A 25,088-nucleotide genomic window follows, 5' to 3' on the forward strand; every position below is an offset into this window, starting at 1 on the left:
CGTCACCGCGACTCCTGCCACCGGCGCCCGCGGACCGCGGCTCAGCGCAGGTCGATCGCGATCTTCCCGCCCTGTTGGGTGCGCGCCGCCTCGAACGCCTCCGCCACCCGGGCCAGCGGATAGACCGGGTCGAGGAACGGCGTCACGTCGACCGCCCCGGAGTGGATGAGGTCGGTGGCCTCCCGGAACGCGGTCAGTCCCGGCTCGGCCTGGGTGCTGTGCGAGTGCTCGATCGTCGGGCGGCGAGCCCACGCGTCGTTGTACGACCAGGTCGACGGGCCGTCGGGACGCTCGGGGAAGCCGAAGTACCCGACGCGCCCCCAGGTCTTCACGGCCTGCAGGCACTGCACCCGGGTCTCGTCGTACCCGACGGCCTCGATCACCAGGTCCGCGCCCTCGCCGCCGGTCGACTCCATCACCGCGTCGACGAACGAGTCGCGCCGCACGTCGACCACGACGTCCGCGCCGAACTCCGCCGCGATGTCCAGTCGCGACGGCGCGCGGTCGGCGACGACGATCCTGCTGAAGTCGGCGAGGCGGGCGAGCGCGGTGAAGAACAGCCCGGCCGACCCCGCCCCGCAGATCGCGACGGTGCGCCCCTCCGCCGGCCCCGCGACCGCGGGCGGCCAGAACCGGCGCATCGCGAAGATCGTCGTCCCGAGCTGCTGGGCCAGGAGCAGCCGGTCGGGGTCGGCCCCGCGCGGCAGCCCGATCAGCGACGCCGCCTTCACCACCTGCCACTGCGCGAAGCAGCGGGCGTCGCGCGGGACCGGCACCGCGAGGACGACGTCGCCCGGCGCGAACGCCGGGTCCCGCGAGTCCTCCACGACCCCGACGCCCTCGTGCCCGGGGTAGCCCGGCGCGGCCGGGTACGTGCCGCGGTAGAAGCCGTCGTGCAGCACGTGCAGGTCGCTGCCGCAGATCGAGCCGCGCCGCGACCGGACGAGCACCTCGCCCTCGCGGGGACGCGGGACCGTTGCCTCCACGGCCTCGATCCGCCCCGGTGCGACGAGCTGCGCAGCACACATCGTCGTGTCGCCCATGGTCGTCGTCCCCCTCAGGACTGGAAGGTCGAGTAGCACTTGTCCCGCGTCGTCACGAACTCGACGAGCGCGGGCGTCCCGCCGTCGACGGCCGTGCGGGCGCGGCGCAGCGCGGGCACGATGTCGGACGGCGCGGTGACGCGCTCGCCGTGCAGCCCGAACGCCCGCGCCATCGCGGCGTAGTCGCCGGAGATGTCGGTGCTGGCGTAGCGCTCCCGGGAGACCGCCATGATCCGGTCCTCCATCGCCATCGCGAAGTTGTTGAACAGCACCGACAGGATCGGGATGCCGACACGCGCGCAGGTCTCCAGGTCCATGCCGGTCATGCCGATCGCGGCGTCGCCCCAGACGTTGACGCACAACATGTCCGGCCGCGCCAGCTTCGCGCCCATGGCGAGCCCGAGACCGTAGCCGAGCTGGGTCGACTTGCCCCAGCCGAGGTAGGTGTGCGGCGCCTCGGTGCGCCAGAACGGGGACAGCTCGTCGCGGGGGCTGCCGGCGTCGTGGGTGATGATCGTGCGCGCGACGTCGACCGTCGCCATCAGGTCGCGGATCACCCGGTAGGGCGACAGCGGGACCGCGTCGCTGTCGAGGTGGGGCCGCCAGCCCGCGAGCCACGGGTCGTTCTGGGCCCGGATCCGGGCGGCGACCTCGTCGGCACGCCCGCGCGCGCGCCCGCGAAGACGGTCGCGCACGGCGTCGGTGAGCGTCGCGAGCGTGAGCCCCGCGTCGCCGACCAACGCGTGTGCCGCGGGCACGTTCTTGTCCAGGTCGACGGCGTCGACGGTGTTGTGCACGAACGTCCTCCCGGCCGTCGGGAAGCGGATGCCGAAGCCGGTCGCGGTGAAGCTCGCGCCCACACCGAACACGACGTCGGCGTCGCGGACGTGCTCGAACACCGCCCGCGGCATGGCGACGCCACCCGAGCCGAGCGCGAGCGGGTGCGTCTCGGGGAAGGCGCTCTTGCCCTCCAGGCTCGTGGTGACCGGCGCCTCGAGCAGCTCGGCGAGCTCGCGCAGCCCGGTCCAGGCACGGGCGTGGTGGACGCCCTGCCCCGCATAGATCAGCGGCCGCTCGGCCGCCACCAGCGCGGCCGCCGCGGCGTCGACGGCGTCGGCGTCCGGGGTGCTGCGGGCCCGGCGCGACGGCACGTACTCCTCGACGCCCGGCGCGTCCTCGGCCCACACGTCGCCGGGGATCTCGAGAAGCACCGGACCGGGCCTGCCGTTGCGCGCCTGGGTGAACGCGCGTCGCAGGGCGGGGACGAGCCCCGCGCCCGTGGTGACCTGCTCCGCCCATTTCGTGACGTGCTGGAAGTTCAGCGCGGCGTTGAACGCCGGCTGCACCCACGTCTGGGCCCGCGGGGCGCCGCCGGGGATCACGACGAGCGGGATCCCCTCGGCGAAGGCCTGCGCCACCGCGCCGAAGGAGTTCTCGACGCCCGGTCCGGCCTGCATGCAGAACACGCCGACCGTGTCGCCGAGGCGGCTCACGGCGTCTGCCATGTGGATGCCGACGCGTTCCTGGCGGACGACCACGGGCCGGATGCCCACGGCCGCCGCGGCGTCGATCAGGGGGTTGAGCGGGTAGGCGAACAGATGCTCGACGCCTTCACGGCGAAGCACCTCGGCCGCAGCCTGCGCCACGTTCACGGCCGCGTTCACGACGCGATCACGCGTGCCCTCCTTCGGGTCCCGTGCCGGTCGTCGACGCGTCGTCGACGCTAGTTCGGCTCCGGACGGCCGTCAAACCGGGAACCCGATGACGTCTTGATGGCGTCACGATGACGTCATACACTGCTGCCATGTCCGAGGTCGAGCTCCGCATCTCCGACGACGACCGCGACCGCGCCGCCGCCGTCCTGCACACCGCCGTCGGCGAGGGCCGCCTGACCTGGGTGGAACACGACGAACGGCTCGCCGCGGTCTACTCGGCGCGCACCGCCTCGCAGCTGCGGCCGGCCCTGGCCGACCTGCCCGGCGGCCAGGGCTCCGCGCCCGCCCGGACGGTCACGCACCCCGCCACGGCGTCACCGGTGGTGTCGCCGGGCGCGCCGGTGCGCGTCACGCTCGGCAAGGTCAGCCGCCGTCCCGACGTCTCCGGCGGCCGGGTCGAGGCCGAGGCCGTGCTGGGCGCGGTGGTCCTCGACCTGCGCGACCTGGCGGCCCATGCCGTCGTCGACGTCGTCGCGAACTCGCTGCTGGGCAAGGTCGAGGTCCACGTCTCCCCCGGCACCCGGCTCGTCGACGCCGGCACGGCGGCGCTGGGCAAGCGCTCGGTCGTCGAGCGCCGTTCCGCCCGCGGGGTGCTGCCGCGGCCCGACTCGCCGACCGTGCGGCTCAGCGGACACAGCGTGCTCGGGCACGTCCGCGTCCACGTGGGCTGACCCCGGCCCCGCGGACCACGCGCGATCAGAACGGGTTGCGGCTGCCCTTGAGCTCGCTGAACGACGGGACGTCGGCGAGGAGCCGGACCGCCTCGAACAGCCGCAGGCCCTCCTCGCGCTCCGGGACGGGCACGACGACCGGGCCGAACCACGCCTTGCCCCCGACGCGCAGGATCGGGCTGCCCGCCTCCTGGCCGACGGCGGCCTGCGCATCGTCGTGGGAGGCCCGGACGAGGGCGTCGAAGGCCTCGTCGTCGGCGGCCTTGACGGTCTCGTCCGGGAGGCCGGCCTCGGCGACGGCGGCGGCGATGGTGTCGTCGTCGTAGTCGGCGCCCTGCTCGTGACGGCGGGTGCCCAACGCGGTGAACAGGCGGGCGCGCGCGTCGTTGTCCTCGACAGCGGCCAGCACCCGCAGCACGCGGACGTTCTGGGCCATCACCGGCCGGTACTCCTCGGGGATCTCCTTGCCCTCGTTGAGGACCGACAGGCTCATCAGCCGCCACGTCACGGCTGCGGCACCGGCGTCGGCGACGTCGGCGATCCAGCGGGACGTGCGCCAGGTGTAGGGGCAACCGGGGTCGAAGAAGAAGTCCACGGGCGTCATCCCCCGACGCTACGGCTCCGGAGTTGAATGTTCACGTTCGGGGCTCAGGCCGCGGCCCGTTCCACCGCCACCTCGCGCCGCCGCAGCGGACGCCACGCCGGCGGCACGACCTCACCCTGCTCGACCAGACGCCGCCGCGTCCGGCGGCGCGCCACGACGATGCCGACGAGAGCCAGCCCCCACACGACGTACTGCACCGTCCACGCGACGCGGAACGCGCCGGGCGTGTACCCGCCCGCGATCCCGAGTACCGCGCCGACGGCGAGGGTGACCAGGAGCGACGCGGTGAACCCGCCGATGTTGACGATGCCGACGGCCGTGCCCTGCCGGTACCCGGGATTCGACGTGCGGGCGTAGTCGAACCCGATCATCGACGCCGGTCCGCCGGCCGCGAGCACCACGACGAGCAGCACGAGCAGCCACGCCGGGACCGGCGGTGGGACGAGCAGCACGGCGGTCCAGGCCGCGGCCGTCGTCGTGATCACGCCGATGACCAGCCACGAGCGGCGCATCGGGCGCCGGGCGGCGAACTCGCCGAACGCCGGGCCGGCCACCACGCCCACGACGACGAGGACCGTCAGCAACGCCCCCGCCGCCGCCGGGGACATCCCCTGGCCGGCGACGAGGTACGGCACGCCCCACATCAGCGCGAACACCGTGCCCGCGAACTGGGTGCCGGTGTGGGTCCACAGCCCGAGGCGGGTGCCGGGCTCGGTCCACGACGACCGCAGCAGCGCCCGCACGTCACGCCAGGACGCGGCCGCGACCGGCGCGGTGACGCCGGCCGGCCGGTTGCGGAACACCGCCAGCACCGCGAGCGCGGCCGCGACGCCCAGTGCCGCCGCCGACACGAAGGCCGGCGCCCAGCCGACGTGGTGCAGCAGCAGCGCGAACGGGACGGCCGACAGCACCTGCCCGCCCTGTCCGAGCAGTCCGGTGAGCTGCGTCAGCACCGGGACCTGCCGTGCCGGGAACCACGCGTTGACCACCGAGAGCACGCTGATGAACGTCAACGCGTCACCGGCACCGACCAGCACCCGCGCCGCGATCGCCAGCGGCAGCGTCGAGGCCAGCGCCAGCAGCAGCTGCCCGACGGCCATCACCAGCGCCCCGAGGACGACGAGCCGCCGGGCGCCGAACCGGTCGAGCAGCAGCCCCGTCGGGATCTGCAGCGCCGCATAGACCAGCAGCTGCAGCACGAGGAACCCGGAGAGCACGGCGGGTGCCGCTCCGAAGCGGTCGGCGGCGTCGAGCCCGGCGACCCCGAACGTCGTCCTGTTCATCACGCCCACGAGATAGGCGAACAGTCCGACCGACCACACGACCCAGCGACGACCACTCACATCCATGACAGGACAATGGTGCGCGCAGGCGGCGCCGAACGGGATGCTGTGCGGGCCGCCTCACGTTGTGAGGTGTGTCGGGCCGGAGACGCCCGGCGGCGGACAGGTGTCCCGCGAGGGACGCGAGGCGGACGGCCGGAGGAAGAGGATCACGGTGCTCGACCCGCAGGAGCTCTACACGGTGGCCGAGGACGCCCCGCAGCTGAGCGAGCCGGTGCTGGTGGTCGTGCTCGACGGGTTCGTCGACGCCGGCAACGCGGCACGGCTCGCGGCGGAGGCGCTCGTCGAGGGCCGGGACACGACGCCGGTCGTGCACTTCGACGTCGACCAGCTCGTCGACTACCGGTCGCGGCGGCCGCCGCTGCAGTTCGAGACCGACCACTGGGCCTCCTACAGCCCGCCCACGCTCGACATCGTGGCCCTCACCGACACCGGGGACACGCCGTACCTGCTGCTCAGCGGGCCGGAGCCCGACACGCAGTGGGAGCGGTTCGTGGCCGCGGTCGAGCAGATCGTGCGGCGCTTCGGGATCCGGCTGGTGATCACGCTGTCGGGCATCCCGATGGCCGTGCCGCACACGCGCCCCATCGGGGTCACCGCACACGCCTCCCGCCCCGAGCTCGTCGAGGGCCACACGGCCTGGTTCGGCAGCGCGCAGGTCCCCGGCAGCGCCGTCGCCCTCCTCGAGTACCGCCTGGGTGAGGCCGGGATCGACGCCATGGGGTTCGCCGTGCACGTGCCCCACTACCTCGCCCGCGCCGAGTACCCGCAGGCCGCGCGCACGCTGCTCGACCACACCGGCGTCGCGGCCGGGCTGTTCATGCCCACCGAGTCGCTGACCAAGGCCGCCGAGCGGACCGAGGCCGAGATCGCCGAGCAGGTGGAGAACTCCGAGGAGGTCGCGCAGGTCGTCACCGCCCTGGAGCGGCAGTACGACACCGTCGCCGAGGGCCGCGCGGGCGCCGGCGCCGGGGGGCTCGGTGGCGAGCTGCCCAGCGCCGACGAGCTCGCGGCCGAGGTCGAGCGGTTCCTCGCCGCCCGCGACCCCGGCGACGAGCTGCCGGGCGACGACCCGGCCGACGACCCGTCCGACCCCGACCGCTGACGTCAGGCGTCGGTGACGTCGAGCGCCGCCGCGACGATCCCGTCGGTGCCGATGCCGTGGTACCGGTAGACCGACTCGAGGTCGCCGGACTGCCCGAACCGCGACACCCCGAGGTGGGTGGCCCGCTGCCGGTGGATCCCGCCCAGGAACGCGAGCGTGTGCGGGTGCCCGTCGAGCACCGTGACCAGCGGCGCGGCGCGGTGCGCGGGGAAGGCCGCGTCGAGCACCCAGCTCTCGGCGTCACCGTGCCCGGCACGGGCCTGCACCGCCTCGAACAGCAGGCCGGGGCTGGTGACGCAGACGACGTCCGCCGCGATCCCCTGCTCGGCGAGCCGGTCGGCCGCGGCCAGCGCCTCGGGCACGATCGCGCCCATCGAGGCGATGGTGACGTCCGGGGTCCCCGCCGACCTCCGCAGCGGGTACGCGCCCGCGACGACCTGCTTGCGCCGCCGCTCGCGCGCCGCCGGGTCGGCGGGCACCGCCGCGAGGGTCTGGTCGACCGGGCGGGTCGAGAGCCGCAGGTAGGCCGACGTCCCGTCGGGCCGGCCCAGGCGCGCGAGCGACGCGAGCAGCGTCCACTCCACGTCGATCGCGAACGCCGGCTCGTAGGTGATGCAGCCCGGCTGCTCCAGACCGACCGACGGCGTCGTCACCGACTGGTGCGCACCGCCCTCCGGTGCGAGCGACACCCCTGACGGCGTGCCGACGAGGATCGACTGCCCGCCCGCGTAGATGCCGAACGACCACGGCTCCAGTGCGCGCTCGACGAACGGGTCGTAGAGCACCCCGATCGGCAGCAGCGGCTGGCCCCACCGGCTCCAGGTCGCACCCAGCTCCCCCAGCAGCCCGACGAGGTTGCCCTCGGCGATGCCCAGCTCCAGGTGCTGGCCGGTGGGCCGCTCGCGCCAGTGCAGGATCGTCTCGGGGTCGTCGTCGAACCAGTCGCGACGCTCGGCCGCCGACCACACGCCGACCTTGTTGACCCAGCCGCCCAGGTTCGTCGACGACGACACGTCCGGGCACAGCGTCACCACGCGCGCCGCGGCCTCCGGGGCCGACCGGGTGAGGTCGAGCAGCGTCCGGCCCAGCGCCGCCTGGGTCGTCGCCCGGCCCGACGGGGTGCGCCCGATGTCGGTGGGCAGGTCGACGGCGGGAAGCGCGGGCACGGGCTCGCGACGCAGCCGCGCCGCGGTCCGCCGGCACAGCTCGTCGGCCGCGGACCCGGCCGGGAACCGTGCCCACGGCGCCTCGGTCGACGCGCCGACGGCGTCGGCGAGCTCGGCGAGCTGCTCGGCGGTCAGCAGCGACGAGTGGTTCTGCGGATGGCCCTCCGTCGCCAGCCCGCGGCCCTTGACCGTGTAGGCGAGGATCACCGTCGGGCGGGTGTCGTCGATGGCGCGCAGTGCGTCGCCGACGGCCTGCAGGTCGTGCCCGCCCAGGTTGCGGATCGCGGCGTGCAGGGTCTCGTCGTCGAGTGTGCCGACGAGCTGCGCCAGCTCCGGGCAGTCGGGCAGCCGCTCGCGCAGCTGGGCGGGCGTGCAGCGCAGCAGCCGCTGGTACTCGGGGTTGGGCATCTCGTCGATGCGCCGGCGCAGCGCGTCGCCGCCGGGGCGGGCGAACAGCTCGTGCAGCAGCCGGCCGTACTTGACCGTCAGCACCTGCCAGCCCGCGGCCTCGAACATGCCCTGGATGCGCAGCGCACCGATGTTCGGGACGACGCGGTCGAGCGACTGCCGGTTGAGGTCGACGATCCAGACGACCTCCCCGAGCTCGGCGACCATCGGGTCGAGGATCGCCTCCCAGCAGGCGCCCTCGTCGAGCTCGGCGTCGCCGACCAGCGAGTACTGCCGGCCGGTGCCCGCGCCGCCGCCCTTGGACTCCACGTAGCGACGGGCCAGCGCACCCCAGATCGGGGCCGTCGCGCCGATGCCGACCGACCCCGTCGAGTAGTCGACCGGGTCGGGGTCCTTGGACCGGCTCGGGTAGGACTGCAGGCCGCCGAACTCGCGCAGCGTGGTCAGGTAGCGCTCGTCGAGCTCGCCCAGCAGGTAGTTCACCGCGTGCAGGACCGGCGAGGCGTGCGGCTTGACCGACACCCGGTCCTCGGCCCGCAGGTGCTCGAACCACAGCGCGGTCATGATCGTCACCATCGAGGCCGACGACGCCTGGTGCCCGCCGACCTTGAGGCCCGTGGGGTTGGGCCGCACCCGGTTGGCGTGGTCGATGATCGCCGTCGAGAGCCAGAGCACCCGCTTCTCGACGTCGGTGAGCACGGCCAACCGGTCCGCAGGTGTCGCGGCGGCAGGGACGGCCGGTGCGGCGGTGCTCATTCCGATCACTCTCCGGGCTGTAGGACGGCAAGTTGCCCGCACATCCGACCACCGACACGATGTCTGCACCAGCTCTCGGCCGGAGACCGTGCAGACTGCCCGGTCCCCGCGCTCCCACCCGCACGAGAAAGGGGCATCGTGCCCAGTGAGCCGACGACCGACCTCCGGAAGGACCCCCGGATCGACCCGAGCGGGCACCGGATCGACGCCGTGGACGCGCGGCTGCTGCTCGCCCTCGCCGAGAGCCCGCGCGCCACGGTGCTCGCGCTCGCCGAGCGGGTGGGCATGTCACGCAACACCGTGCAGGCCCGGCTGGCGCGGCTCGACCAGCACGGCGTCCTCGGCGGCTTCGAGCGCCGCATCGACACCACCGCGCTGGGCTACCCGCTCGTCGCCTACGTGACGGTGCAGGTCACCCAGCGCCGCCTCGACGAGGTCGGGGCCGCCCTCGGGCAGGTGCCGGAGGTGCTGGAGGTGCTGGGCATCTCGGGACAGTCCGACCTGCAGGTCCAGGTCGTCGCCCGCGACGCCGACGACCTCTACCGCGTCGCGGGCGAGCTGCTCGCGATCGACGGCGTCGAGCGCACGACGACCGGCCTGGTGATGCGCCGGCTCGTCGACTACCGGGTCGAACCGCTGCTGCGCCGGATCGCCGCGGAGGGGTCGGGGGTGCCCCGATAGTTTGCGGGGCGTGACCGACGTGCTCCCCGCGACCGCCCGCACCCTCTACGCCCGCACCGCCCGCGCCCAGCGCGACGGCCGCGTCCCCGGGCTCGTCGCGGGTGTCGTCCGCGACGGCGGGCTGGCGTGGTCGGCGGCCCGCGGCGACGTCGCCGAGCCGCACCGCGACGTCCAGTACCGGCTGGGGTCGATCACCAAGACCGTCACCGCGATCACCGTGCTGCGGCTGCGCGACGAGGGCCTCCTCGACCTCGGCGACCCGCTGGAACACCACGTCCCCGGCACCCCGCTGGGCGACCGCACGCTCGGCCAGCTGCTGTCCCACATGGCCGGCGCGACGTCGGAGAGCCCGGGGACGTGGTGGGAGCGGGCGCCGGGCACGTCGTTGGACGGGCTCGGGCTCTCCCCCGCCGACGCGGTGCTGCCCGCGGCCCGCCGCTTCCACTACTCCAACCTCGGGTTCGGCCTGCTCGGCGAGCTCGTCGCGCGGGTCCGTGGCCGGGCGTGGAGCGACGTCGCCCGCGACGAGGTGCTGCTGCCGCTGGGCATGACCCGCACGACGCCGCGGCCCGTGCCGCCCGCGGCACAGGGCTGGGCCGTGCACCCGTGGGCCGACGTCCGCCAGCCAGAGCCCGAGCACGACGCCGTCGTCATGGCGCCGGCCGGGCAGCTGTGGGCCTCGGCCGCCGACCTCGCCCGGCTCGGCGCCTTCCTGATCGGCGACACCGGCGAGGTACTCGCGCCGGCCACGCTGGAGGAGATGGTGCTGCCCTCGGGCGTCGACAGCGGCGACACCGTCGGCTGGTCGTCCTACGGGCTCGGGGTGCAGGTGCGGCGCGTCGAGGGGGCGACGCTCGTCGGGCACGGCGGCTCGATGCCCGGGTTCCTCGCCGGCCTGTGGGTCGACCGCGACGAGGCCACGGGTGCGCTCGCGCTGGCGAACACCACCTCCGGTCTCGACGGGGGCCTGCCGGCCGCCCTGATCGCGGACGTGAAGGCCGCCGAGCCGACCGTCGTCGGGGCGTGGGCGCCCGCGCCGTCGCCGGTCCCGCTGGAGCTGCTGGGCCCCTGGTACTGGGGGCCGTCGCCGTACGCGCTGCGGGCGATCCCCGGCGGGCTGCTGCACCTGGGCGGGCTGGGCCGTCCCGGCCGGGCGAGCCGCTTCCGCCCGGGCCCCGACGGCACCTGGATCGGGATGGACGGCTACTTCGCGGGCGAGACGCTGCGCCTGGACCCCGTGGCGCTGAACCTGGCCACGTTCGTCTTCACCCGCACGCCCTACGACCCGGCGGCTCCCGTCCCGGGCGGCACCTGTGAGTGGCGATAGTCGCCGGCGCGACCATCGCCACTCACGAGCGTCGGACGCGACGTCGACCCGGTCCTGACCCGCTCACGACCGCTCGGGCCGGTCAGGGCTGCAGGACGACCTTGCCGGTGACGCGGCGCTCGTCGATCGTCGCCAGCGCCTCGGCGGCGCGCTCGAGCGGGAACGTCTGCGAGATCACCGGGGACAGCGCCCCGGACCGCAGGTGCGGCAGCAGGTCCGCCCACTGCCCGTGCACGTAGCCCTCGTGCGAGAGCGCGTACCCGCCCCACGCGACGCCGACGACCTCGGTGTTGCCGAGCAGGAGCCGGTTCACCTTGACGGTCGGGATCTCGCCCGCGGTGAACCCCACCACCAGCACCCGGCCGAACGGGGCGAGCGCACGCAGCGAGTCGGTGAACCGGTCCCCGCCCACCGGGTCAACGACGATGTCGACGCCCTTGCCGCCGGTCAGCTCGCGCGCGGCGTCCTTGAACCCGTCGACGAGGACGGTCTCGTGCGCTCCCGCGGCCCGCGCGACGTCGGCCTTCGCGTCGCTGGACACGACGGCGACGACCCGCGCGTCCATCGCACGGGCGAGCTGGGTCACCGCGGTGCCGATGCCGCCGGCCGCCCCGTGGACGAGCACGGTGTCGCCGGCCCGCAGCCGGCCCCGGACGGCGAGGGTGAAGTGGGCGGTCAGGTAGTTCATCGGCAGGCAGGCGCCCGCGGCGAAGGACACCTCGTCGGGCAGCGGGACGACGTGGTCCGCCGCCACCGCGGCGACCTCGGAGAACGCGCCGTAGCTCGAGAACGCGGCGACCCGCTCCCCGACCGCGAGACCCGAACCCGCCGGCGCCGCCCGCACCACGCCGGCCAGCTCGGAACCGAGCCCGAAGGGCGGGTCGGGCCGGTACTGGTAGAGCCCACGGGTGAGCAGCACGTCCGGGAAGTTCACCCCCGCCGCCCGGACGTCGACGAGCACCTGACCGTCCGCGGCGACGGGCTCCGCGACGTCGACGACCTCGACCGCCGACGGCCCCTCGAGCCGGACCACCTGAACCGAGCGCACCCGGGCACCTCCCCTTCGAGCGTGTCAGCCCATCCTCGCCGGGGCGGCCCCGGCCGTCACCGGCAGGCGGGTCCGGCTCGACGAGGCGATCGTCACGGTCCCGGCGACCGCGACGAGGACGAGGGCGCCCAGCAGCCACGGGTATCCCACGACGTGGGCGACGACCGCGAGCACCGCGGGCAGCAGGAAGCCGACGTAGGCCAGCGCGTAGTAGACACCCGTCAGGCCGGCGAGCTCCTCGGGGCGGGCCAGCCGCTGGATCTCCAGGAGCCCCGCGACGACCGCGATCCCGTACGCGCCGCCCAGCACCACCGCCGCGCCGAGCGCCACCCACGGGGACCGGACGACGGCGGCCACGACGCTCAGCGCCAGCCCGCCCGACATCACGATCATCGACACGACGACGGCCCGCGCGTCGGTCGTGCGGTCGAGGCGCTTGGCGATCGGCTGCACGGCGGCGCCGGTGCCCAGCGTCGCGACGGTGACCAGCGTCGAGTAGGCGAGCCCCCACGAGCCGAGCCGGTCGCCCACGAGCTGCGGCATGATCGCGTACGCCACCCCGGCGGACCCGAAGATCCACGGCGCCATCGGGACGACGACCCGCAGGAACCGCGGGTGCCTGACGGCACGGGCGATCGGCGCCGGCCGGCGCGTCCCGCCCGGCACGGTCTCGGGCACCCGCACGAGCAACGGCAGCACGGCCGCGGTGAGCACGACGTGCACGACGTAGGGCAGCTCCATCGGCCACGGCCCCCACTGCGCGAGCACGCCGGCCACCCCCGCGCCGAGCCCGAAGCCCAGCGTGAGGGCGAGCGCGGCGCGCCGGGCGCCGGTGCCGGCGGGCGCGTCGTCGTACGGGGGCTCGGAGAGCTCCTTGACCCACGTCGAGCCGACGGCCATCGCGATCGCGACGGCGGTCCCGGTGGCGAAGCGGCCGGCGAAGATCCATACCGGGCCTTCGGCACCGACCGCGAGCAGCACGCTCGCCACCAGGGAGGCGACGGTCCCGGCGACCATCGACGGCCGCCGTCCCCACCGGGCGACGGCGCGGCCGGCGAGCAGCAGCGTCGGCACCAGCCCGACGACGTACGCACCGAGGAACGCGTCGACGACCGCCACGGAGTAGCCGCCCGTGTCGCGGTACATGCTCAGCAGCGGGGTGAACTGGTTGCCGCCCCAGCCGCAGCAGAACATCGCCGCGGCGACGACGGGCCAGCGCCGCGGCAGGGCGTCGGCGCTCATCGCCCCGGCCGGTGGGTGCCGTCGAGGTGGGCGGGCAGCAGGACGGCGAACCGGTCGGCGTCGCGGGCCTCGATGGCGTCGACGAGCTCGGCGTGTTCGGCGAGCACGACGGCGACCTGCTGCGGGCGCGGAGCGAGCGCGTGCATGCTCATCCGGCGCTGCCGGTCGGCCAGTCCCGCGTAGAACCGGGCGGTCAGCCGGTTGCCGCCCGCGTCGACGATCGTGCGGTGGAACGCCTCGTCGGCGTCGGCCACGCCCGCGAGGTCGCCGGCCTCGGCCTGCTCGCGCTGCCGCTCGATCGCGGCACGCAGCCGGTCGACCGTCGCGGGGACGTCGCCCCCGCGGCGCAGCAGCCGGCGCACGGCCGCGGTCTCGACGGCCTCGCGCGCGTCGAGCACGTCGTCCGCCTCGCCCGCGGGCACCGGCACGACGACGGCCCCGCGCTTCGGGATCAGCTGCAGCAGCTCCTCGGCCTGCAGCCGCAGGAACGCCTCGCGGACCGGGGTGCGGCTCATGCCGAGGCGCTCGGCGATGTCGCCCTCGCTGAGCAGGTGGCCGCCGGGCAGGTCGCCGGACAGGACGAGCTCCTTGGTCGCGGCGTAGGCCCGGTCGGCGGCGGGCTCGGGACGGATCGGGCGGGTCGGGCGGGTCGGCCGGGTCACGCAGCGACCCTATGTCATAGATACAAGCTTGCATCTATGTGTGAGAACAGTGTCACCCGACCGCGTCGGACGACCGCCGGCGGCCGCCCTCCTGCCGATCCGGCGGCGACCCGGCGTGACCACCTGGGGCGTCGCGGACCTGCCGGTGATCACCCGCCCCCGGCTGCGCCGCCGCGACCGCGGCCTGGAAGGGTGACCGGCGATGCGTCTGGTTTTCGCGGCACACGAGCACGAGGAGTACGGCCTCGCCCGCGACCGGCTGCTGACCGCGGTGCTGGCCCGGTCCCGGCGGCTCGGCCGGGAGGTCGACGCCGCCCTGGTCGGGGCCGCCCTCGACTACAAGCTCGGTGTCGACGGGCGGCTCGGGCGGTGGACCCGTCGGCACGTCGCCGACGCGCTCGCGGTGTGGTTCCCCCGCACCGTCGCCGTGCCGGACGCCGAGTGGGCGGAGATCCCCAACGCCCTCGACGCGTTGATCGGGACACTCGCCGAGCAGGACCACCTCGACGGCGGCTCGGACACCCCGCAGGACCTGCACCGGCAGGTGGCCGACTCCACGCCCGCGCTCTACGACGCCATGGCCGACGAGCGCAACTACGACCTGGGCAAGTTCTGGAGCGTCCAGATGATGCGCCACGACGTCGACAAGGCCGACGTCCTGGCCGTGCAGCGGTTCCTCGACCGCGCCGCGCGCGACGAGCTCGACATCGACCGCGACGCCCTCGCCGCGATCACCCGCGAGGAAGCCCGCCGGCGCGACGAACCGGTCGACACCACGCCCGACCTCCCCCCGGTGCTGCTGCCCTCGGCCGCCACGCTGGTCGAGGCGGCCCAGGCCTCGGTCGCGCTCGACCGGCTGCGGGCCGTCACCTACTGGGTGCGCGCCGGCCGCCCCCTCACCCGCGACGGCAGGCTGTGGCTGTCGGACGCCCTCCTGCTCGCCGACACCCTGGGGCTGGACCGCTTCTACCGCGACACCGCCCGCACCAGCGACGACCTGCCCGAGATCTCACTGCTGGTGTCGTGGGCCCGGCAGGCGCGGCTGGTGCGCGTGGTCAACCGGCGGCTGGTGCCGGTCAAGGGCGCCGGGCCGCTGCTGCACCGGCCGATCGAGCTGTGGCGCCGCGCCTTCGAGGCCCTGGGCAGGCTGGGCGACCACTTCGGCGGGACCGACGTGTTCGGGGCCCCGTCGCTGTTCAGCATGTCGCTCGGCGAGGCCTTCCCGGTGCTGTGGCTGACGCTCTACCGCGCCGCGGGCGGGCCGGTACCGGTCGAGGAGTTCTACCGGCTCGTGCGTGCCGCGGTGAACGGTCAGTTCGGCTGCGTCGTCGACGACCTCGCGGGCGACACCGAGCAGCGGCTGTGGCGGCGCGACGTCGCCGCGCTGCTCGACGCGCTGGAGCTGCTCGGCGCCGTCGAGCTCGAGGAGAGCACCGACCACGACCACCTCGCGACGCTCGCCTGCCGCGACGACCCCGACCCGACCGTCGTGTCGCTGACCCCGATCGGGATCTGGGTCTGCCATCAGCTGCTGGTGGAGCAGGGTGTGCACGCGCCGCTGGTCGGCGAGCTGGCCGACGAGGACGTCGAGTACGTCTGCGTGCGGGTCGCCGACTGCCGTCCGGAGATCGCGGCGGCCGAGCTGGCCGCGTGGGTCGCCGCGCGCGACCCCCGCACGGCCGCCCACGAGCTGACGCGGTTCCTGCGCCGCACCGACGAGCCGCGCCACCGCGAGCTGGTCGTCGCCGCACTGGCCCGGGTCGGCGAGGGCGGCCACGAGGTGACCCGCCGGCTGGAGGAACGCTCCTCCCGGCGGCAGCGCCGCGGGCCGGAGGGACCGCACCGGGTGATCCCCGAGCCGCGGGTACCGGCCCGGCACTGACGACCGCCGGCGATGTCCGCTCGTGGACGTCCGTCGGCGACGTCCCCCGGGCGGCGAGGCGGCTCAGGCTCAGGCGCTGCGCGGGCGCGGGATGCGGGCCTCGAGGTCGGCCCTGCGGGCCAGGGTCGCCGTGTCGCGGGTGAGGTGGTAGTGCCCGTGGTGGGAGCGGTTGCAGCGGTACGACCGCATCGGCAGCGCGCCCAGCGACTCGAACTCGCGAGCGGCCTGCTCCGCCGACTCGCGGTCGGGGTAGATGACCTTCCCGTCGCCACGGGTCCCCTGCCGCCTGGCGACCGCCCCCGACAGCTCTGCGCGGCTGGGCTGGCAGAACTGCGGCCCGCCGTCGGAACGCAGCCGCGCGTGCCGCAGCACGACCGCAGCGCGGGCCGGGTCGCGGACGGGCCTGCGCTGGGCCGGGATGAGCGGCGTCGCCGGTGCGCCCGTGGGCTGCTGGTCAGAGCTCCGGTCGGCCTGCGCGGGGATGAACGGGACGACGGTGCCGCCCGCGCGGTCGGCGGAGGACCCAGGGGCGCCGACCACCGCGTCCTGCTCCGGGCGGCGGGCCTCCGCCGCGCGGGTCGCGTCGCCCTCGATGTTCCGGTCGGTGTCCCGGTCCATGTCGTCCTCCGATCGCCGTTGACCGAGCATCGCGGATTCCCCGGCGTGTCGTTAGCGCTCGCGCCGCCGCTTCGCTCGTTCGTGTGACACGGCGACTATCGGTCACCGAACGTCATGTCAGGCCGCCGTCCGTGCGCGATGACCACCGGATCGGACGCTGCTGCGCCGACCGCCCGGATCACCGCAGGTGAACAGCACGTCGACGACGGGTCACGCGTGCCTGCGCGATCGTGCGGTCCGGACGGGTCAGCACACGACGACCCGACGCCGAGGGCCCTATGTTCGGAGGAGGTCGTCACGACTCGGGGCGCACGGGGGGATCGACGTCCCCCGTTCCGCGCCCGGATGCGGGAGGGGCTCGCGTGCACTGGACGGACGCCTTCGACGCGACCGGGGAAGGCCCCGGCGTGTTCGCCGTGGCGCCCGCACACCGCGGCGCCGTCGTCGACTGGGCCGTCCGTCGTGGCCTCCCGGCCGTCGCGACGCGCGAGGTCGGCGCACCCGCCGTCGACGCCTGGGGGGTGCTCGACGGGGGCGTCCTCCGGCTGCACCCGCACAGCCGGCCGGACGCCCTCGCGCCGGGCGTGCGCGTCGTCGGGTGGTGTGCGCTGCGACTCGCCGCCGGCGAGCTGGGTTTCGACGTGCCCGCCGAGGCGCTGCCCGGTGAGCCCGGACCGGTGCCGGACGCGGCGACCCTGCACCGCCGCGCGGCGGTCACCGTGCCACCCGACCCCGCCCCGGTCGAGCAGGCCGAGATGCTCGCGACCTGCATCGACGCGACGACCCTGCGCTGGGTGGCCTCGGCGCTCGCGGCCACCCCGGTCGTCCGGCCGGTCGCGCCGTCGCCGCGGCCACGGCACCGTTCGCAGGTCGGCGGGGTCTGACCGGCCACACTGGTCGGGTGTCGCCGACCCGCTGGGTGCTGCACGTCGACCTCGACCAGTTCATCGCCGCGGTCGAGGTGCGGCGCCGTCCGGAGCTCGCCGGGCGGCCCGTCGTCGTCGGGGGCAACGGGGACCCCTCGGAACGGGCGGTCGTCGCCACCGCGTCCTACGAGGCGCGCGAGTTCGGGGTGCGTTCGGGGATGCCCCTGCGGGTCGCGGCCCGGCGGTGTCCCGACGCCGTCTTCCTGCCCTCGGACGGCCCCGCCTACGAGGAGGCGTCCGAGCGGGTCATGGCCGTGCTGCGCTCGTTCCCCGTCGTCGTCGAGGTGCTGGGATGGGACGAGGCGTTCCTCGGCGCCGTCACCGACGACCCCGAGGCGCTCGCCCACGACGTGCAGCGGGCCGTCACCGAGCGGACCGGACTCTCCTGCACCGTCGGGATCGGGGACAACACCCTGCGCGCCAAGATCGCCACGGAGTTCGGCAAGCCGGCGGGGACGTTCCGGCTGACCCGCTTCAACTGGTTCGCGACGATGGGCGACCGGCCGACGACCGCGCTGTGGGGCATCGGCACCCGCACCGCGCGCCGGCTCACCGAGCTCGGGTACACGACCGTCACCGAGCTGGCCGAGGCCCGCCCCTCCGACCTCGCCGAGCGTATCGGTCCCGCGATGGGGCCGTACTACGTACAGCTGGCCCGTGGCATCGGTCGCGAGGAGGTGTCCGACGCGCCGCACGTCGCGCGCTCGCGCAGCCGGGAGACGACGTTCCAGCAGAACCTCGAGAGCTGGGCGGCCGTGCGCGAGGAGGTCGCGGCGCTCGCGCTGCGGGTCGCCGACGACGTCCGGGCCGAGGGCAGGCCTGCGCTGCGGGTGGGGGTCAAGGTGCGGTTCGCGCCGTTCACGACGCGGGGCCGGAGCGCGACGTTGCCGGCCCCGACCTCCGACCCTGACGACCTCGTCGCCGCCGCGCTCGCCGTGCTCGACCTGTTCGAGGAGCGGAACCGGCAGCGTCCGGTGCGGCTGCTCGGGGTGCGCGCGGAGTTCGGCCCGCCTCCCTGACCCGCAGCGCCGCCGGTCAGGACGGCCGCCGGTCAGGACGGCCGCCGGTCAGGAGACGGGGCGCCAGGCCGCGCGGCGCAGCGCCCGGTACACGACGCCCGCGTCGCCGAGCCGACGGCGCAGCAGCCGCTCCAGCCCGCCGATCGGGTAGAGGTTCTGCGGCGCGCGGGAGTCCTTGTAGCCGTGGGAGGCATAGCGCGCCAACGTCGCCTGGCTCAGCGCCGCCATCGCGGCGGCCTCTCCCGCGGCCAGGGCGGCACTGCACTCCAGCCGCACCACACCGGCCCACGGCGACCCTGGCGCGGTGGGCAGCCGCAGGTACCAGGTGTGGCGCCGCCACGACGTGCCCAGCAGGAACACCGGGGTCCGCTCGCCCGGCGCCAGCGCCGCGACGACCGGGTCCAGCGCGGGCGGCAGGTACCGCGTGCGGTGGGTCTTGATGTAGCCCAGCGCCCGGGGCAGGTGCTGGCGGCCGCGCAGCGGACCGTCGACGACGAGCAGGTCGTCCTCGGGGAGACCACCCGCCTCACGGGCCCGGGTGGCCGCCTCGACCTCGATCTCGCCGAGGCGGTGCTGCAGGGCCAGCCCGAGGGTCTGCGCGGGCGCCAGGTCGGCCCGCGGCGGCACGACGACCGCGTCGTAGCGCCCGGCCGGGGTCTCGACGTCGACCGCCTCCGGCGCCGTGGTCAGCAGCGAGCGCGCCACCCTGACGGCCGTCGGCTCCGCCCGCTCCCCCGCGCAGCAGACGACACCGGCCGCGTACGACGCGCAGAGCGCCGCCGCGGTCCCGTCACCCGACTCGACCCAGGCCTGCGCGTCGATGCGGCGCACGCCGTCGACGAACAGCGTGGCGGCGGGCGGGCGCACCGCGGGGTCGGGCGGGACGGGCGCCCAGCGGTCGGGGGCGAGCTCCACCGTCGCGTCGACCGTCGCCTCCGAGACGGCGCCCTCGTCGCCGGACTCCGCGTCGAGCCCGGTGCCGTACGACGGGTCCCAGGGATCGACGGTGAAGCGCATCCGCGTCGCGGTCACCGTGTCGGGCACGCGTGTCTCCGTCCGTCGGGGGCTGCGGCGATCGTCGCGGATCCGCGTGCCGCGGCGGTGCACCACCCCCGGTTCGGCGCGTCGCGTCTGCCGCACGGGCCCGCCACCCGCCGTTCACCGATCCGCGGGCGCGAACTGTCGGTGGGGGGTGCCAGGCTCGGCCACACCGCAACAGCCCGACCGGGCCCGACACTCACGGAGGTGTGAGATGGCCACTCACGAGGGGCAGTGGAAAGCCGGCACGCCGTGCTGGGTCGACCTCAACGTTCCCGACGTCCCCACTGCCACCGCGTTCTACTCCGCGGTGCTGGGATGGTCGTTCGTCGACACGGGCGCCGAGTTCGGCAACTACCAGATCGCGCAGGTCGACGGCAGGGCCGCGGCCGGCATCGGGCCGATCATGCAGGAGGGCCAGCCGTCGTTCTGGACGCTGTACCTGGCCAGCGACGATGCCGACGCGACCGCCAAGCTCGTCACCGACAACGGCGGGAGCCTCATCGCCGGCCCGATGGACATCCCGGGCAGCGGCCGGATGGTGATCGCCACCGACACCGCCGGCGCGGTGTTCGGGGTGTGGCAGACGCTGGGCATGAACGGTGCCGAGGTCGTCAACGAACCGGGCGGGCTGGTGTGGGAGGACGCCCGGCTCACCGACCCGGAGACGGCGCGCGCGTTCTACGCGGCGGTGTTCGGCTACACCTACGACGCCGTCGACGGCGCTCCGGAGGACTACACGACGTTCGCGCTCGACGGTGAGATCAAGGGCGGCATGGGCGGGCTGATGGGTGCGCCCGACGGCACGCCCAGTCACTGGATCGCCTACTTCGGCGCCGCCGACGTCGACGCGGCGGTCGCGCAGGTCCAGGCGAACGGCGGTTCGGTGATGATGGCTCCGCAGAACACACCGTTCGGCCGCATGGGGATCGTCGCCGACCCGTTCGGCGCCCCGTTCTGCCTGCACGGGGAGGTCACCGGGTGAGCGCCGCGGGGGCCCCGGCCCGGCACCGGGTCAGGGGCCCTCGCGCACGACCGTCGCGCTGCGCTGGTCGCGGCTGACCTGGAACCGGACCGGCACCCGTTCGGCCAGCGCCGCGACGTGCGTGATCACCCCGACCATCCGGTCGCCGCGTCCCGCGAGGTTCTCCAGCGTGCTCGCGACGATCTCGAGGTTCGCCTCGTCGAGCGTGCCGAAGCCCTCGTCGAGGAAGATCGAGTCGAGCCGCGCGGCGCCGTCGGCGGCGAGCGAGGACATCTGCGCCGACAACGCCAGCGCAAGCGCAAGGCTGGCCTGGAACGTCTCGCCGCCGGAGAGGGTCTTCACCGGGCGGTGCGCGTCGGCGTCGGCATGGTCGACGACGACGAACTCGCCGTGGTCGTGGGTCAGCTCGAACTGGCCCCCGGACAGCTCCGCGAGGCTCTCGGAGGCGTCGGCGACGAGGACGTCGAGCGCGGAGGCGACCAGCCAGCGCGGGAACTGATCCGAGCGCAGCAGCTGCCCGAGCATGCGGGCGACCTGCTGGTTCTCCTCGGCCGCGGCACGGTCGGCACGCAGCCTGGCCGCCTCCGCGACGCGTTCGGCGAGCCGGTCGCGTGCCGCCTGCGCCTTGGCGTGCTCGGTGGCGACGACGGAGACCGCCCGCTGCACCAACCGGTCGGTCTCGTCGGCGGCGGAGCCGGTGCCCCGGGGCGGGGCGAGCTCGTGGCGCCCGAGGTCGTCGAGCAGGTCCGCGGTCAGCTGGTCGCGGCGGGCCCGTGCGGCGGTGACCGCGTCACGTTCGGCCACGAGCCGGGCGTCGCGCTCGCGTGCGGCGGTGGCGGCCCAGCCGGCCAGCGTCTCCCACGCGGCGACGAGGTCGTCCCCCGCGACCGCCGGCGCCCCGAGCACGACGAGCGGGTCGCGTGCGGCGCGCAGCTCGTCCCACGCCACAGCGGCGGAACGGTCGGCCGCGGTCGCCGCCGCGGTCGCCTCGGCCGCCGCGGCGTGGGCGGCGCGCAGGGCGTCCGCGGCGGCACGGGCGTCGGCGTCGAGGGTGTCGAGCCGGTCGAGGAGGCGGGCGATCTCGTCGGGCGGCGGGGCGTCGGCCAGCGCCGCGACGAGCCCCTCGATCCGGCCGTCGAGCGCGGCCAGCGCCGAGCGGGCCGCCTGCTCGGCGCGGGCGGCGGCCGTCTCCCGGACGCGGGCCGCCGCGAGCGCCGCCTCGGCGGCGACGAACGTGGTGCTCGCGCGCTCGGCGGCGGCCGACGCCGCGGCCCGTTCGGCGCGCGCGGGCGCGGCCGCCGCATCCCGATCGGCCGCGGCGGCGCGGGCCCACGCGGCCAGTTCCGCCCAGGCGCCGGGCAGGTCCTCGTCGTCGACGGTGGGCGCGCCGAGCGCCACGAGCGGGTCCCTGGCGGCCCGCAGACCCGCCGCGGCCCGGCCCACCTCGGCACGCACCGCCTCGACGGCGCCGGCGGCCGCGTCGCGGCCGGACCTGGCACGGCGCAGCGCGTCGTCGGCCCGGGTCAGTTCGGCCTCGACGTCGTCGAGACGGCGCAGGTCGGCCCGCAGGGTCGCCGGATCGGCGACGCCGCCCACCGCGCCGCGCAGTGCGGCGATCTCGGTATCGAGCCGGGCGAGGTCGGCGGCGGCACGGTCGGCGGCCGAGGCCGCGGCCGCGTCGCGGCCGCGCGCCCGGTCGAGCTCCGCGTCGGCCGCGGCGACCCCGGCCTCCGCGGCGGTGAGCGCGGTGGCGTCGACGGTCGGCGGCAACGTCGCGACGGTCTGCTCGCACACCGGGCACGGATCCCCGACGTGCAGCGCGGGGCGCAGCGCGGCGGCCCGGTCGGCCTGGGCGGCGGCGTCGCGCGCCGCACGGGCGCGGACGAGGGCCTCGCGGGCCGCGTCGAGAGCCGTCGCGGCGGCGGAGCGCTCGGCGGTGGCCGCCTCGAGCCGGGCCGCCAGCTCCGTGCGGCGCCCGGCTGCGGCGTCGAGCGCGTCGTGGTCGGCCAGTGCCTTCTCCAGGACGGTCCGGGCGGGCGTCGCGGCCCTGGCCTCGCGGGCGGCCGCGTCGGCCGCCTCCGCCTCGTCCAGCGCCTTGACCGCTGCGGCGAGATCGTCGTCGGCGGCCCGTCGTCGCCCGTCGAGCCGGTCGAGCCCGTCGGGGACGCGCAGCGAGCCGAGCCGCGCGCGTTCCGCGTCGAGCCGGGCGAGCTCCTGCTCGGCGGCGGCGAGCCCGGCCGCGGCGGCGTCGCGGTCCGCGCGGGCGGCCTCCAGCGCCCGGGCGGCCTCGACCACCGCCGCGGACGCGGCCGTCTCCTCGGCGGCGGCGTCGTCGAGCCGGCCGGCCGCGGCGGGCCGCTCGGCGCGGGCGGCCGCGAGATCGGCATGGTCGCGGCGCGCCCGCTCCAACGGCCCGCGCGCCGGCGCGGCGTCGCGGGCGGTGCGCGCCGCGGTGTCGGCGGCGACGGCGTCGGCGACCACCCGTGCGGCCGCCGCAGCCGCGTCGGCCGCGCTCCGACGGCGGGCGTCGACATCGGCCGCACCGGCCGGGACCGTGATCCCGGCGAGCACCGCGCGCTCCCGCTCGGTGGCCGCCACCGCCGCCTCGGCCGAGGCGACCGCGCGCGCGGCCGCGGCGAGCTCCTCGGTGGCGTCCCCGACCCGGCCGACGAGTGCGTCCAGCGCCTCGACCCGCGCGGTCGCGGCGGCCACGGCGTCGTCGCTCGCGTCGTCGTAGGAGGACAGCTGGCCGGCCAGGACGTCGGCCCGCTCGCCGGACGCCGCGGCCTCGCGGTTGGCCTCCTTCGCGATCGCGTCGTAGACGTCGAGGCCCAGCAGCCGCACGAGCATCCGCTGCCGGTCGGCCGGCTTGGCGTGCAGGAACTCCGCGAACGCACCCTGCGGCAGGACGACGCACTGGCAGAACTGGTCGAAGGGCAGCCCCAGCAGCCGCTCCACCTCGGGCGTGACGCCCGAGTCGGCCGCGAGCACCTGGGTGTCGCCCTCGGCGTCCCCGGCGTCGACGAGCCGTTCCAGCCGGGCGCTGCGCACCGACACCTTGTCCTGCGCCGAGCGCCGCAGCTCACGGGCCGCGACGTAGCGTTCGCCGCCGACGTCGAACACGAGCCGCACGACGCCGCGACCGACGCTCGGCGCGAGCGCCAGCCGCACGGCGCGCCGGTCGTCCCAGCGCGGCACCGACCCGTAGAGCGCGAAGCACATCGCGTCGACGACCGTCGACTTCCCCGCACCCGTCGGCCCGACGAGCGCGAAGTAGTCGGCACCGGTGAAGTCGACGACCGCCGGCTCCCGGAACGCCGCGAACCCCTGCATCTCCAGCCGGACCGGCCTCATCGCGCACCCCCGGTGTCGGAACTGGTGACCGCGTCGTGCAGCCGGGCGAACAACGCGTCGAGCCGCGGGTCGGCGACCGCCCGGTCGCGGCAGTACTCGCCGAACAGCTCCGACGGGCTGCGCTCGGCCCCCCGGCCCTCCGACGGCCGCGACCCGCGGACCGGCGCCGCGAACTCGGGGTCGATCCGCACCTCCAGCGCGTTCGGCAGCACGGCCGTGACGTCCTCGCGCAACCCCGCCCGCGCGGGTTCGCGCACGAAGACGCGCAGGTAGTCGTCGCCGACGGTGTCGCGCAACGCGGCCAGCTCGTCGACCGTGCCGTGCAGCGTGCGCAATCCGCGGCCGGCGGTGACGGGGATGTCGGTGACCCGGGCGGGCGTCGTCGCCGTGGCCTCGACCAGGCAGACGACGCTCGTGTTGGCCTGCTCGCCGAAGTCGACCGCGAGCGGCGAGCCCGAGTAGTGCACCGGCGCGGGCGCGGCGAGCATCTGCCTGCGGTGCAGGTGGCCCAGCGCCACGTAGTGGGTGTCGGCCGGGAAGATCGACGCGGGCACCGAGTACTCGAAGATCGACTGGGCGAGCCGCTCCCCTCCCCCGAACGTGCCGTTGAGGACGGTGAGGTGCGCCGCCACCAGGTTCACCGAGTCGGTGCGGAAACCGTCGGTGAGCGAGCGCACGATCCCGCGCAGCTGCTCGTCGTAGGCCGCGTTGTGCTGGGCCGGGAGCTGCGCGACGAGCTCGGCCGCCCGCACCGCGTAGCGCTGCGACAGGAACGGCAGCACCGCGATGCTCGCCCGCTCCCCGCCGCGGGTGACCATGTCGACGACGCCGCCCTGCTCGGCCGTCCGGACCGTCCCGACCAGGGTGATCCCGGCCGCCGCGGCGAAGGGCCGGTACGCGTCGAGCGCCGCGCCGTGGTCGTGGTTGCCGCCGATGACGAGGACCTCCGCCCCCGTACCCGCCAGCGCGGTGAGAGCCTGCACGACGAGCTGCTGCGCGGCGGCGTTGGGCGCGGCGGTGTCGTACAGGTCGCCGGCCACGACGACCAGGTCGACCTCCTGCTCTCGGGCGATCGCGACGATCTCGCGCAGTACCTCGCGCTGCTCGTCGAGCCGGCTGTGGCCCTTCAACGTCTTGCCGACGTGCCAGTCGGCCGTGTGCAGGATGCGCATCGCCGCGAACGGTATTCGCCACCCCCGACAGGACCGCCGCCGGGCGCCCGGCGCGTCCCGCGGCCCGCCGCCGGGCGGTGAAGATGGACGCGGCGCAGGTGACCCGCCGCCCCGGGTGGGGCCGCCGCTCAGGTTGCCGCTGCCCAGGACGAAGGGACGGACGCCGACAACGGCCGCCGCTTCGTCGAGCCGCTGACCTGGTGATCACTGATCGCGGGACGTGCGGTGCTCTGTTCGACCTCAGCGTCCCTGGATCGACGATCAAGTGCGCTCCGCCGCGGACGCCACACGCGCACACAGGCGTCCTCCCGTGTCCTCGACCC

General features: G+C 75.7%; 21 protein-coding genes. 9 read left to right on the forward strand and 12 right to left on the reverse strand.

The genetic code is table 11. The features are described from left to right. Positions 1-41 precede the first annotated feature (41 nt). Together PSED_RS19730 and PSED_RS19735 are read right to left on the reverse strand one after the other, a co-directional pair. Positions 42-1,043 carry a zinc-binding dehydrogenase gene (locus PSED_RS19730; RefSeq protein ID WP_013676008.1) on the reverse strand — a complete coding sequence of 334 codons (1,002 nt, stop codon included), beginning with the start codon at positions 1,041-1,043 and terminating at the stop codon, positions 42-44. A 14-nt stretch (positions 1,044-1,057) separates the two neighbouring features. After that, on the reverse strand, positions 1,058-2,707 hold the full coding sequence (locus PSED_RS19735) for a thiamine pyrophosphate-requiring protein (RefSeq protein ID WP_013676009.1): 1,650 nt from the start codon (positions 2,705-2,707) through the stop codon (positions 1,058-1,060). A 140-nt stretch (positions 2,708-2,847) separates the two neighbouring features. On the opposite strand from PSED_RS19735, the gene PSED_RS19740 reads away from it, so the two are divergent. Beyond that, a complete protein-coding gene (locus PSED_RS19740; protein WP_013676010.1) occupies positions 2,848-3,429 on the forward strand; it encodes a DUF1707 SHOCT-like domain-containing protein in 582 nt (193 codons plus the stop codon). 25 nt (positions 3,430-3,454) lie between these two features. On the opposite strand, the gene PSED_RS19745 is transcribed toward PSED_RS19740, so the two are convergent. Together PSED_RS19745 and PSED_RS19750 are read right to left on the reverse strand one after the other, a co-directional pair. After that, positions 3,455-4,033 (reverse strand): mycothiol-dependent nitroreductase Rv2466c family protein, encoded by a 579-nt coding sequence (locus PSED_RS19745; RefSeq protein WP_013676011.1) that lies wholly within the window; start codon positions 4,031-4,033, stop codon positions 3,455-3,457. 44 nt (positions 4,034-4,077) lie between these two features. Next, positions 4,078-5,382 carry an MFS transporter gene (locus PSED_RS19750; protein WP_013676012.1) on the reverse strand — a complete coding sequence of 435 codons (1,305 nt, stop codon included), beginning with the start codon at positions 5,380-5,382 and terminating at the stop codon, positions 4,078-4,080. Positions 5,383-5,530: 148 nt separating this feature from the next. Between PSED_RS19750 and PSED_RS19755 the strand changes: the two genes are divergently transcribed. After that, on the forward strand, positions 5,531-6,481 hold the full coding sequence (locus PSED_RS19755) for a proteasome assembly chaperone family protein (protein WP_049803714.1): 951 nt from the start codon (positions 5,531-5,533) through the stop codon (positions 6,479-6,481). Positions 6,482-6,483: 2 nt separating this feature from the next. Here PSED_RS19755 and PSED_RS19760 read toward each other — a convergent pair whose 3' ends face one another. Beyond that, on the reverse strand, positions 6,484-8,811 hold the full coding sequence (locus PSED_RS19760) for a transketolase-like TK C-terminal-containing protein (protein WP_013676014.1): 2,328 nt from the start codon (positions 8,809-8,811) through the stop codon (positions 6,484-6,486). Between the two features lie 138 nt (positions 8,812-8,949). Between PSED_RS19760 and PSED_RS19765 the strand changes: the two genes are divergently transcribed. Together PSED_RS19765 and PSED_RS19770 are read left to right on the forward strand one after the other, a co-directional pair. After that, a complete protein-coding gene (locus tag PSED_RS19765) occupies positions 8,950-9,492 on the forward strand; it encodes an Lrp/AsnC family transcriptional regulator (protein ID WP_013676015.1) in 543 nt (180 codons plus the stop codon). Positions 9,493-9,502: 10 nt separating this feature from the next. After that, a complete protein-coding gene (locus PSED_RS19770; RefSeq protein ID WP_013676016.1) occupies positions 9,503-10,819 on the forward strand; it encodes a serine hydrolase domain-containing protein in 1,317 nt (438 codons plus the stop codon). Between the two features lie 82 nt (positions 10,820-10,901). Here the strand turns inward: PSED_RS19770 and PSED_RS19775 are convergent, their stop codons facing one another. The 3 genes from PSED_RS19775 to PSED_RS19785 are packed head-to-tail and all read right to left on the reverse strand — an operon-like array spanning position 10,902 to position 13,771. Continuing rightward, positions 10,902-11,867 (reverse strand): NADPH:quinone oxidoreductase family protein, encoded by a 966-nt coding sequence (locus PSED_RS19775; RefSeq protein WP_013676017.1) that lies wholly within the window; start codon positions 11,865-11,867, stop codon positions 10,902-10,904. Between the two features lie 24 nt (positions 11,868-11,891). After that, complete coding sequence (locus tag PSED_RS19780; protein WP_013676018.1) at positions 11,892-13,109, reverse strand: MFS transporter; 1,218 nt, start codon at positions 13,107-13,109, stop codon at positions 11,892-11,894. Continuing rightward, complete coding sequence (locus tag PSED_RS19785) at positions 13,106-13,771, reverse strand: GntR family transcriptional regulator (RefSeq protein WP_013676019.1); 666 nt, start codon at positions 13,769-13,771, stop codon at positions 13,106-13,108. The genes PSED_RS19780 and PSED_RS19785 overlap by 4 nt, the downstream gene beginning before the upstream one ends. Positions 13,772-13,811: 40 nt before the next feature. On the opposite strand from PSED_RS19785, the gene PSED_RS19790 reads away from it, so the two are divergent. Together PSED_RS19790 and PSED_RS19795 are read left to right on the forward strand one after the other, a co-directional pair. Then, positions 13,812-13,967, forward strand: a complete 156-nt coding sequence (locus PSED_RS19790) for a hypothetical protein (RefSeq protein WP_158511331.1) — start codon at positions 13,812-13,814, stop codon at positions 13,965-13,967. A gap of 6 nt (positions 13,968-13,973) precedes the next feature. After that, on the forward strand, positions 13,974-15,653 hold the full coding sequence (locus PSED_RS19795; protein WP_013676020.1) for a hypothetical protein: 1,680 nt from the start codon (positions 13,974-13,976) through the stop codon (positions 15,651-15,653). A gap of 69 nt (positions 15,654-15,722) precedes the next feature. Here PSED_RS19795 and PSED_RS19800 read toward each other — a convergent pair whose 3' ends face one another. After that, complete coding sequence (locus tag PSED_RS19800) at positions 15,723-16,271, reverse strand: hypothetical protein (protein WP_013676021.1); 549 nt, start codon at positions 16,269-16,271, stop codon at positions 15,723-15,725. Between the two features lie 362 nt (positions 16,272-16,633). On the opposite strand from PSED_RS19800, the gene PSED_RS19805 reads away from it, so the two are divergent. Then, positions 16,634-17,155: a hypothetical protein gene (locus PSED_RS19805; RefSeq protein WP_013676022.1), complete on the forward strand. Its 522-nt coding sequence runs from the start codon at positions 16,634-16,636 to the stop codon at positions 17,153-17,155. A gap of 17 nt (positions 17,156-17,172) precedes the next feature. After that, positions 17,173-18,216: a DNA polymerase IV gene (locus tag PSED_RS19810; protein WP_013676023.1), complete on the forward strand. Its 1,044-nt coding sequence runs from the start codon at positions 17,173-17,175 to the stop codon at positions 18,214-18,216. A gap of 48 nt (positions 18,217-18,264) precedes the next feature. Here the strand turns inward: PSED_RS19810 and PSED_RS19815 are convergent, their stop codons facing one another. Next, the gene (locus tag PSED_RS19815) at positions 18,265-19,260 is read right to left on the reverse strand and encodes a hypothetical protein (protein WP_013676024.1); all 996 of its coding nucleotides are present in this window, start codon (positions 19,258-19,260) and stop codon (positions 18,265-18,267) included. Positions 19,261-19,468: 208 nt separating this feature from the next. Between PSED_RS19815 and PSED_RS19820 the strand changes: the two genes are divergently transcribed. Further along, positions 19,469-20,239, forward strand: coding sequence for a VOC family protein (locus PSED_RS19820; protein WP_013676025.1), 771 nt, complete (start codon positions 19,469-19,471; stop codon positions 20,237-20,239). Positions 20,240-20,269: 30 nt separating this feature from the next. Here PSED_RS19820 and PSED_RS19825 read toward each other — a convergent pair whose 3' ends face one another. Next, on the reverse strand, positions 20,270-23,593 hold the full coding sequence (locus PSED_RS19825; protein WP_013676026.1) for an AAA family ATPase: 3,324 nt from the start codon (positions 23,591-23,593) through the stop codon (positions 20,270-20,272). After that, the gene (locus tag PSED_RS19830) at positions 23,590-24,765 is read right to left on the reverse strand and encodes an exonuclease SbcCD subunit D (RefSeq protein ID WP_013676027.1); all 1,176 of its coding nucleotides are present in this window, start codon (positions 24,763-24,765) and stop codon (positions 23,590-23,592) included. The genes PSED_RS19825 and PSED_RS19830 overlap by 4 nt, the downstream gene beginning before the upstream one ends. Positions 24,766-25,088 lie beyond the last annotated feature (323 nt).

It is taken from the genome of Pseudonocardia benzenivorans CB1190 (assembly GCF_000196675.2).
Classification (GTDB): Bacteria; Actinomycetota; Actinomycetes; order Mycobacteriales; family Pseudonocardiaceae; genus Pseudonocardia; species Pseudonocardia benzenivorans.

Coding starts and splice junctions, on each gene's coding strand:
- PSED_RS19730 (WP_013676008.1), bottom strand. CDS start 1,043: ATGGGCGACACGACGATGTGTGCTGCGCAGCTCGTCGCACCGGGGCGG.
- PSED_RS19740 (WP_013676010.1), top strand. CDS start 2,848: ATGTCCGAGGTCGAGCTCCGCATCTCCGACGACGACCGCGACCGCGCC.
- PSED_RS19745 (WP_013676011.1), bottom strand. CDS start 4,033: ATGACGCCCGTGGACTTCTTCTTCGACCCCGGTTGCCCCTACACCTGG.
- PSED_RS19750 (WP_013676012.1), bottom strand. CDS start 5,382: ATGGATGTGAGTGGTCGTCGCTGGGTCGTGTGGTCGGTCGGACTGTTC.
- PSED_RS19760 (WP_013676014.1), bottom strand. CDS start 8,811: ATGAGCACCGCCGCACCGGCCGTCCCTGCCGCCGCGACACCTGCGGAC.
- PSED_RS19780 (WP_013676018.1), bottom strand. CDS start 13,109: ATGAGCGCCGACGCCCTGCCGCGGCGCTGGCCCGTCGTCGCCGCGGCG.
- PSED_RS19795 (WP_013676020.1), top strand. CDS start 13,974: ATGCGTCTGGTTTTCGCGGCACACGAGCACGAGGAGTACGGCCTCGCC.
- PSED_RS19800 (WP_013676021.1), bottom strand. CDS start 16,271: ATGGACCGGGACACCGACCGGAACATCGAGGGCGACGCGACCCGCGCG.
- PSED_RS19820 (WP_013676025.1), top strand. CDS start 19,469: ATGGCCACTCACGAGGGGCAGTGGAAAGCCGGCACGCCGTGCTGGGTC.
- PSED_RS19825 (WP_013676026.1), bottom strand. CDS start 23,593: ATGAGGCCGGTCCGGCTGGAGATGCAGGGGTTCGCGGCGTTCCGGGAG.
- PSED_RS19830 (WP_013676027.1), bottom strand. CDS start 24,765: ATGCGCATCCTGCACACGGCCGACTGGCACGTCGGCAAGACGTTGAAG.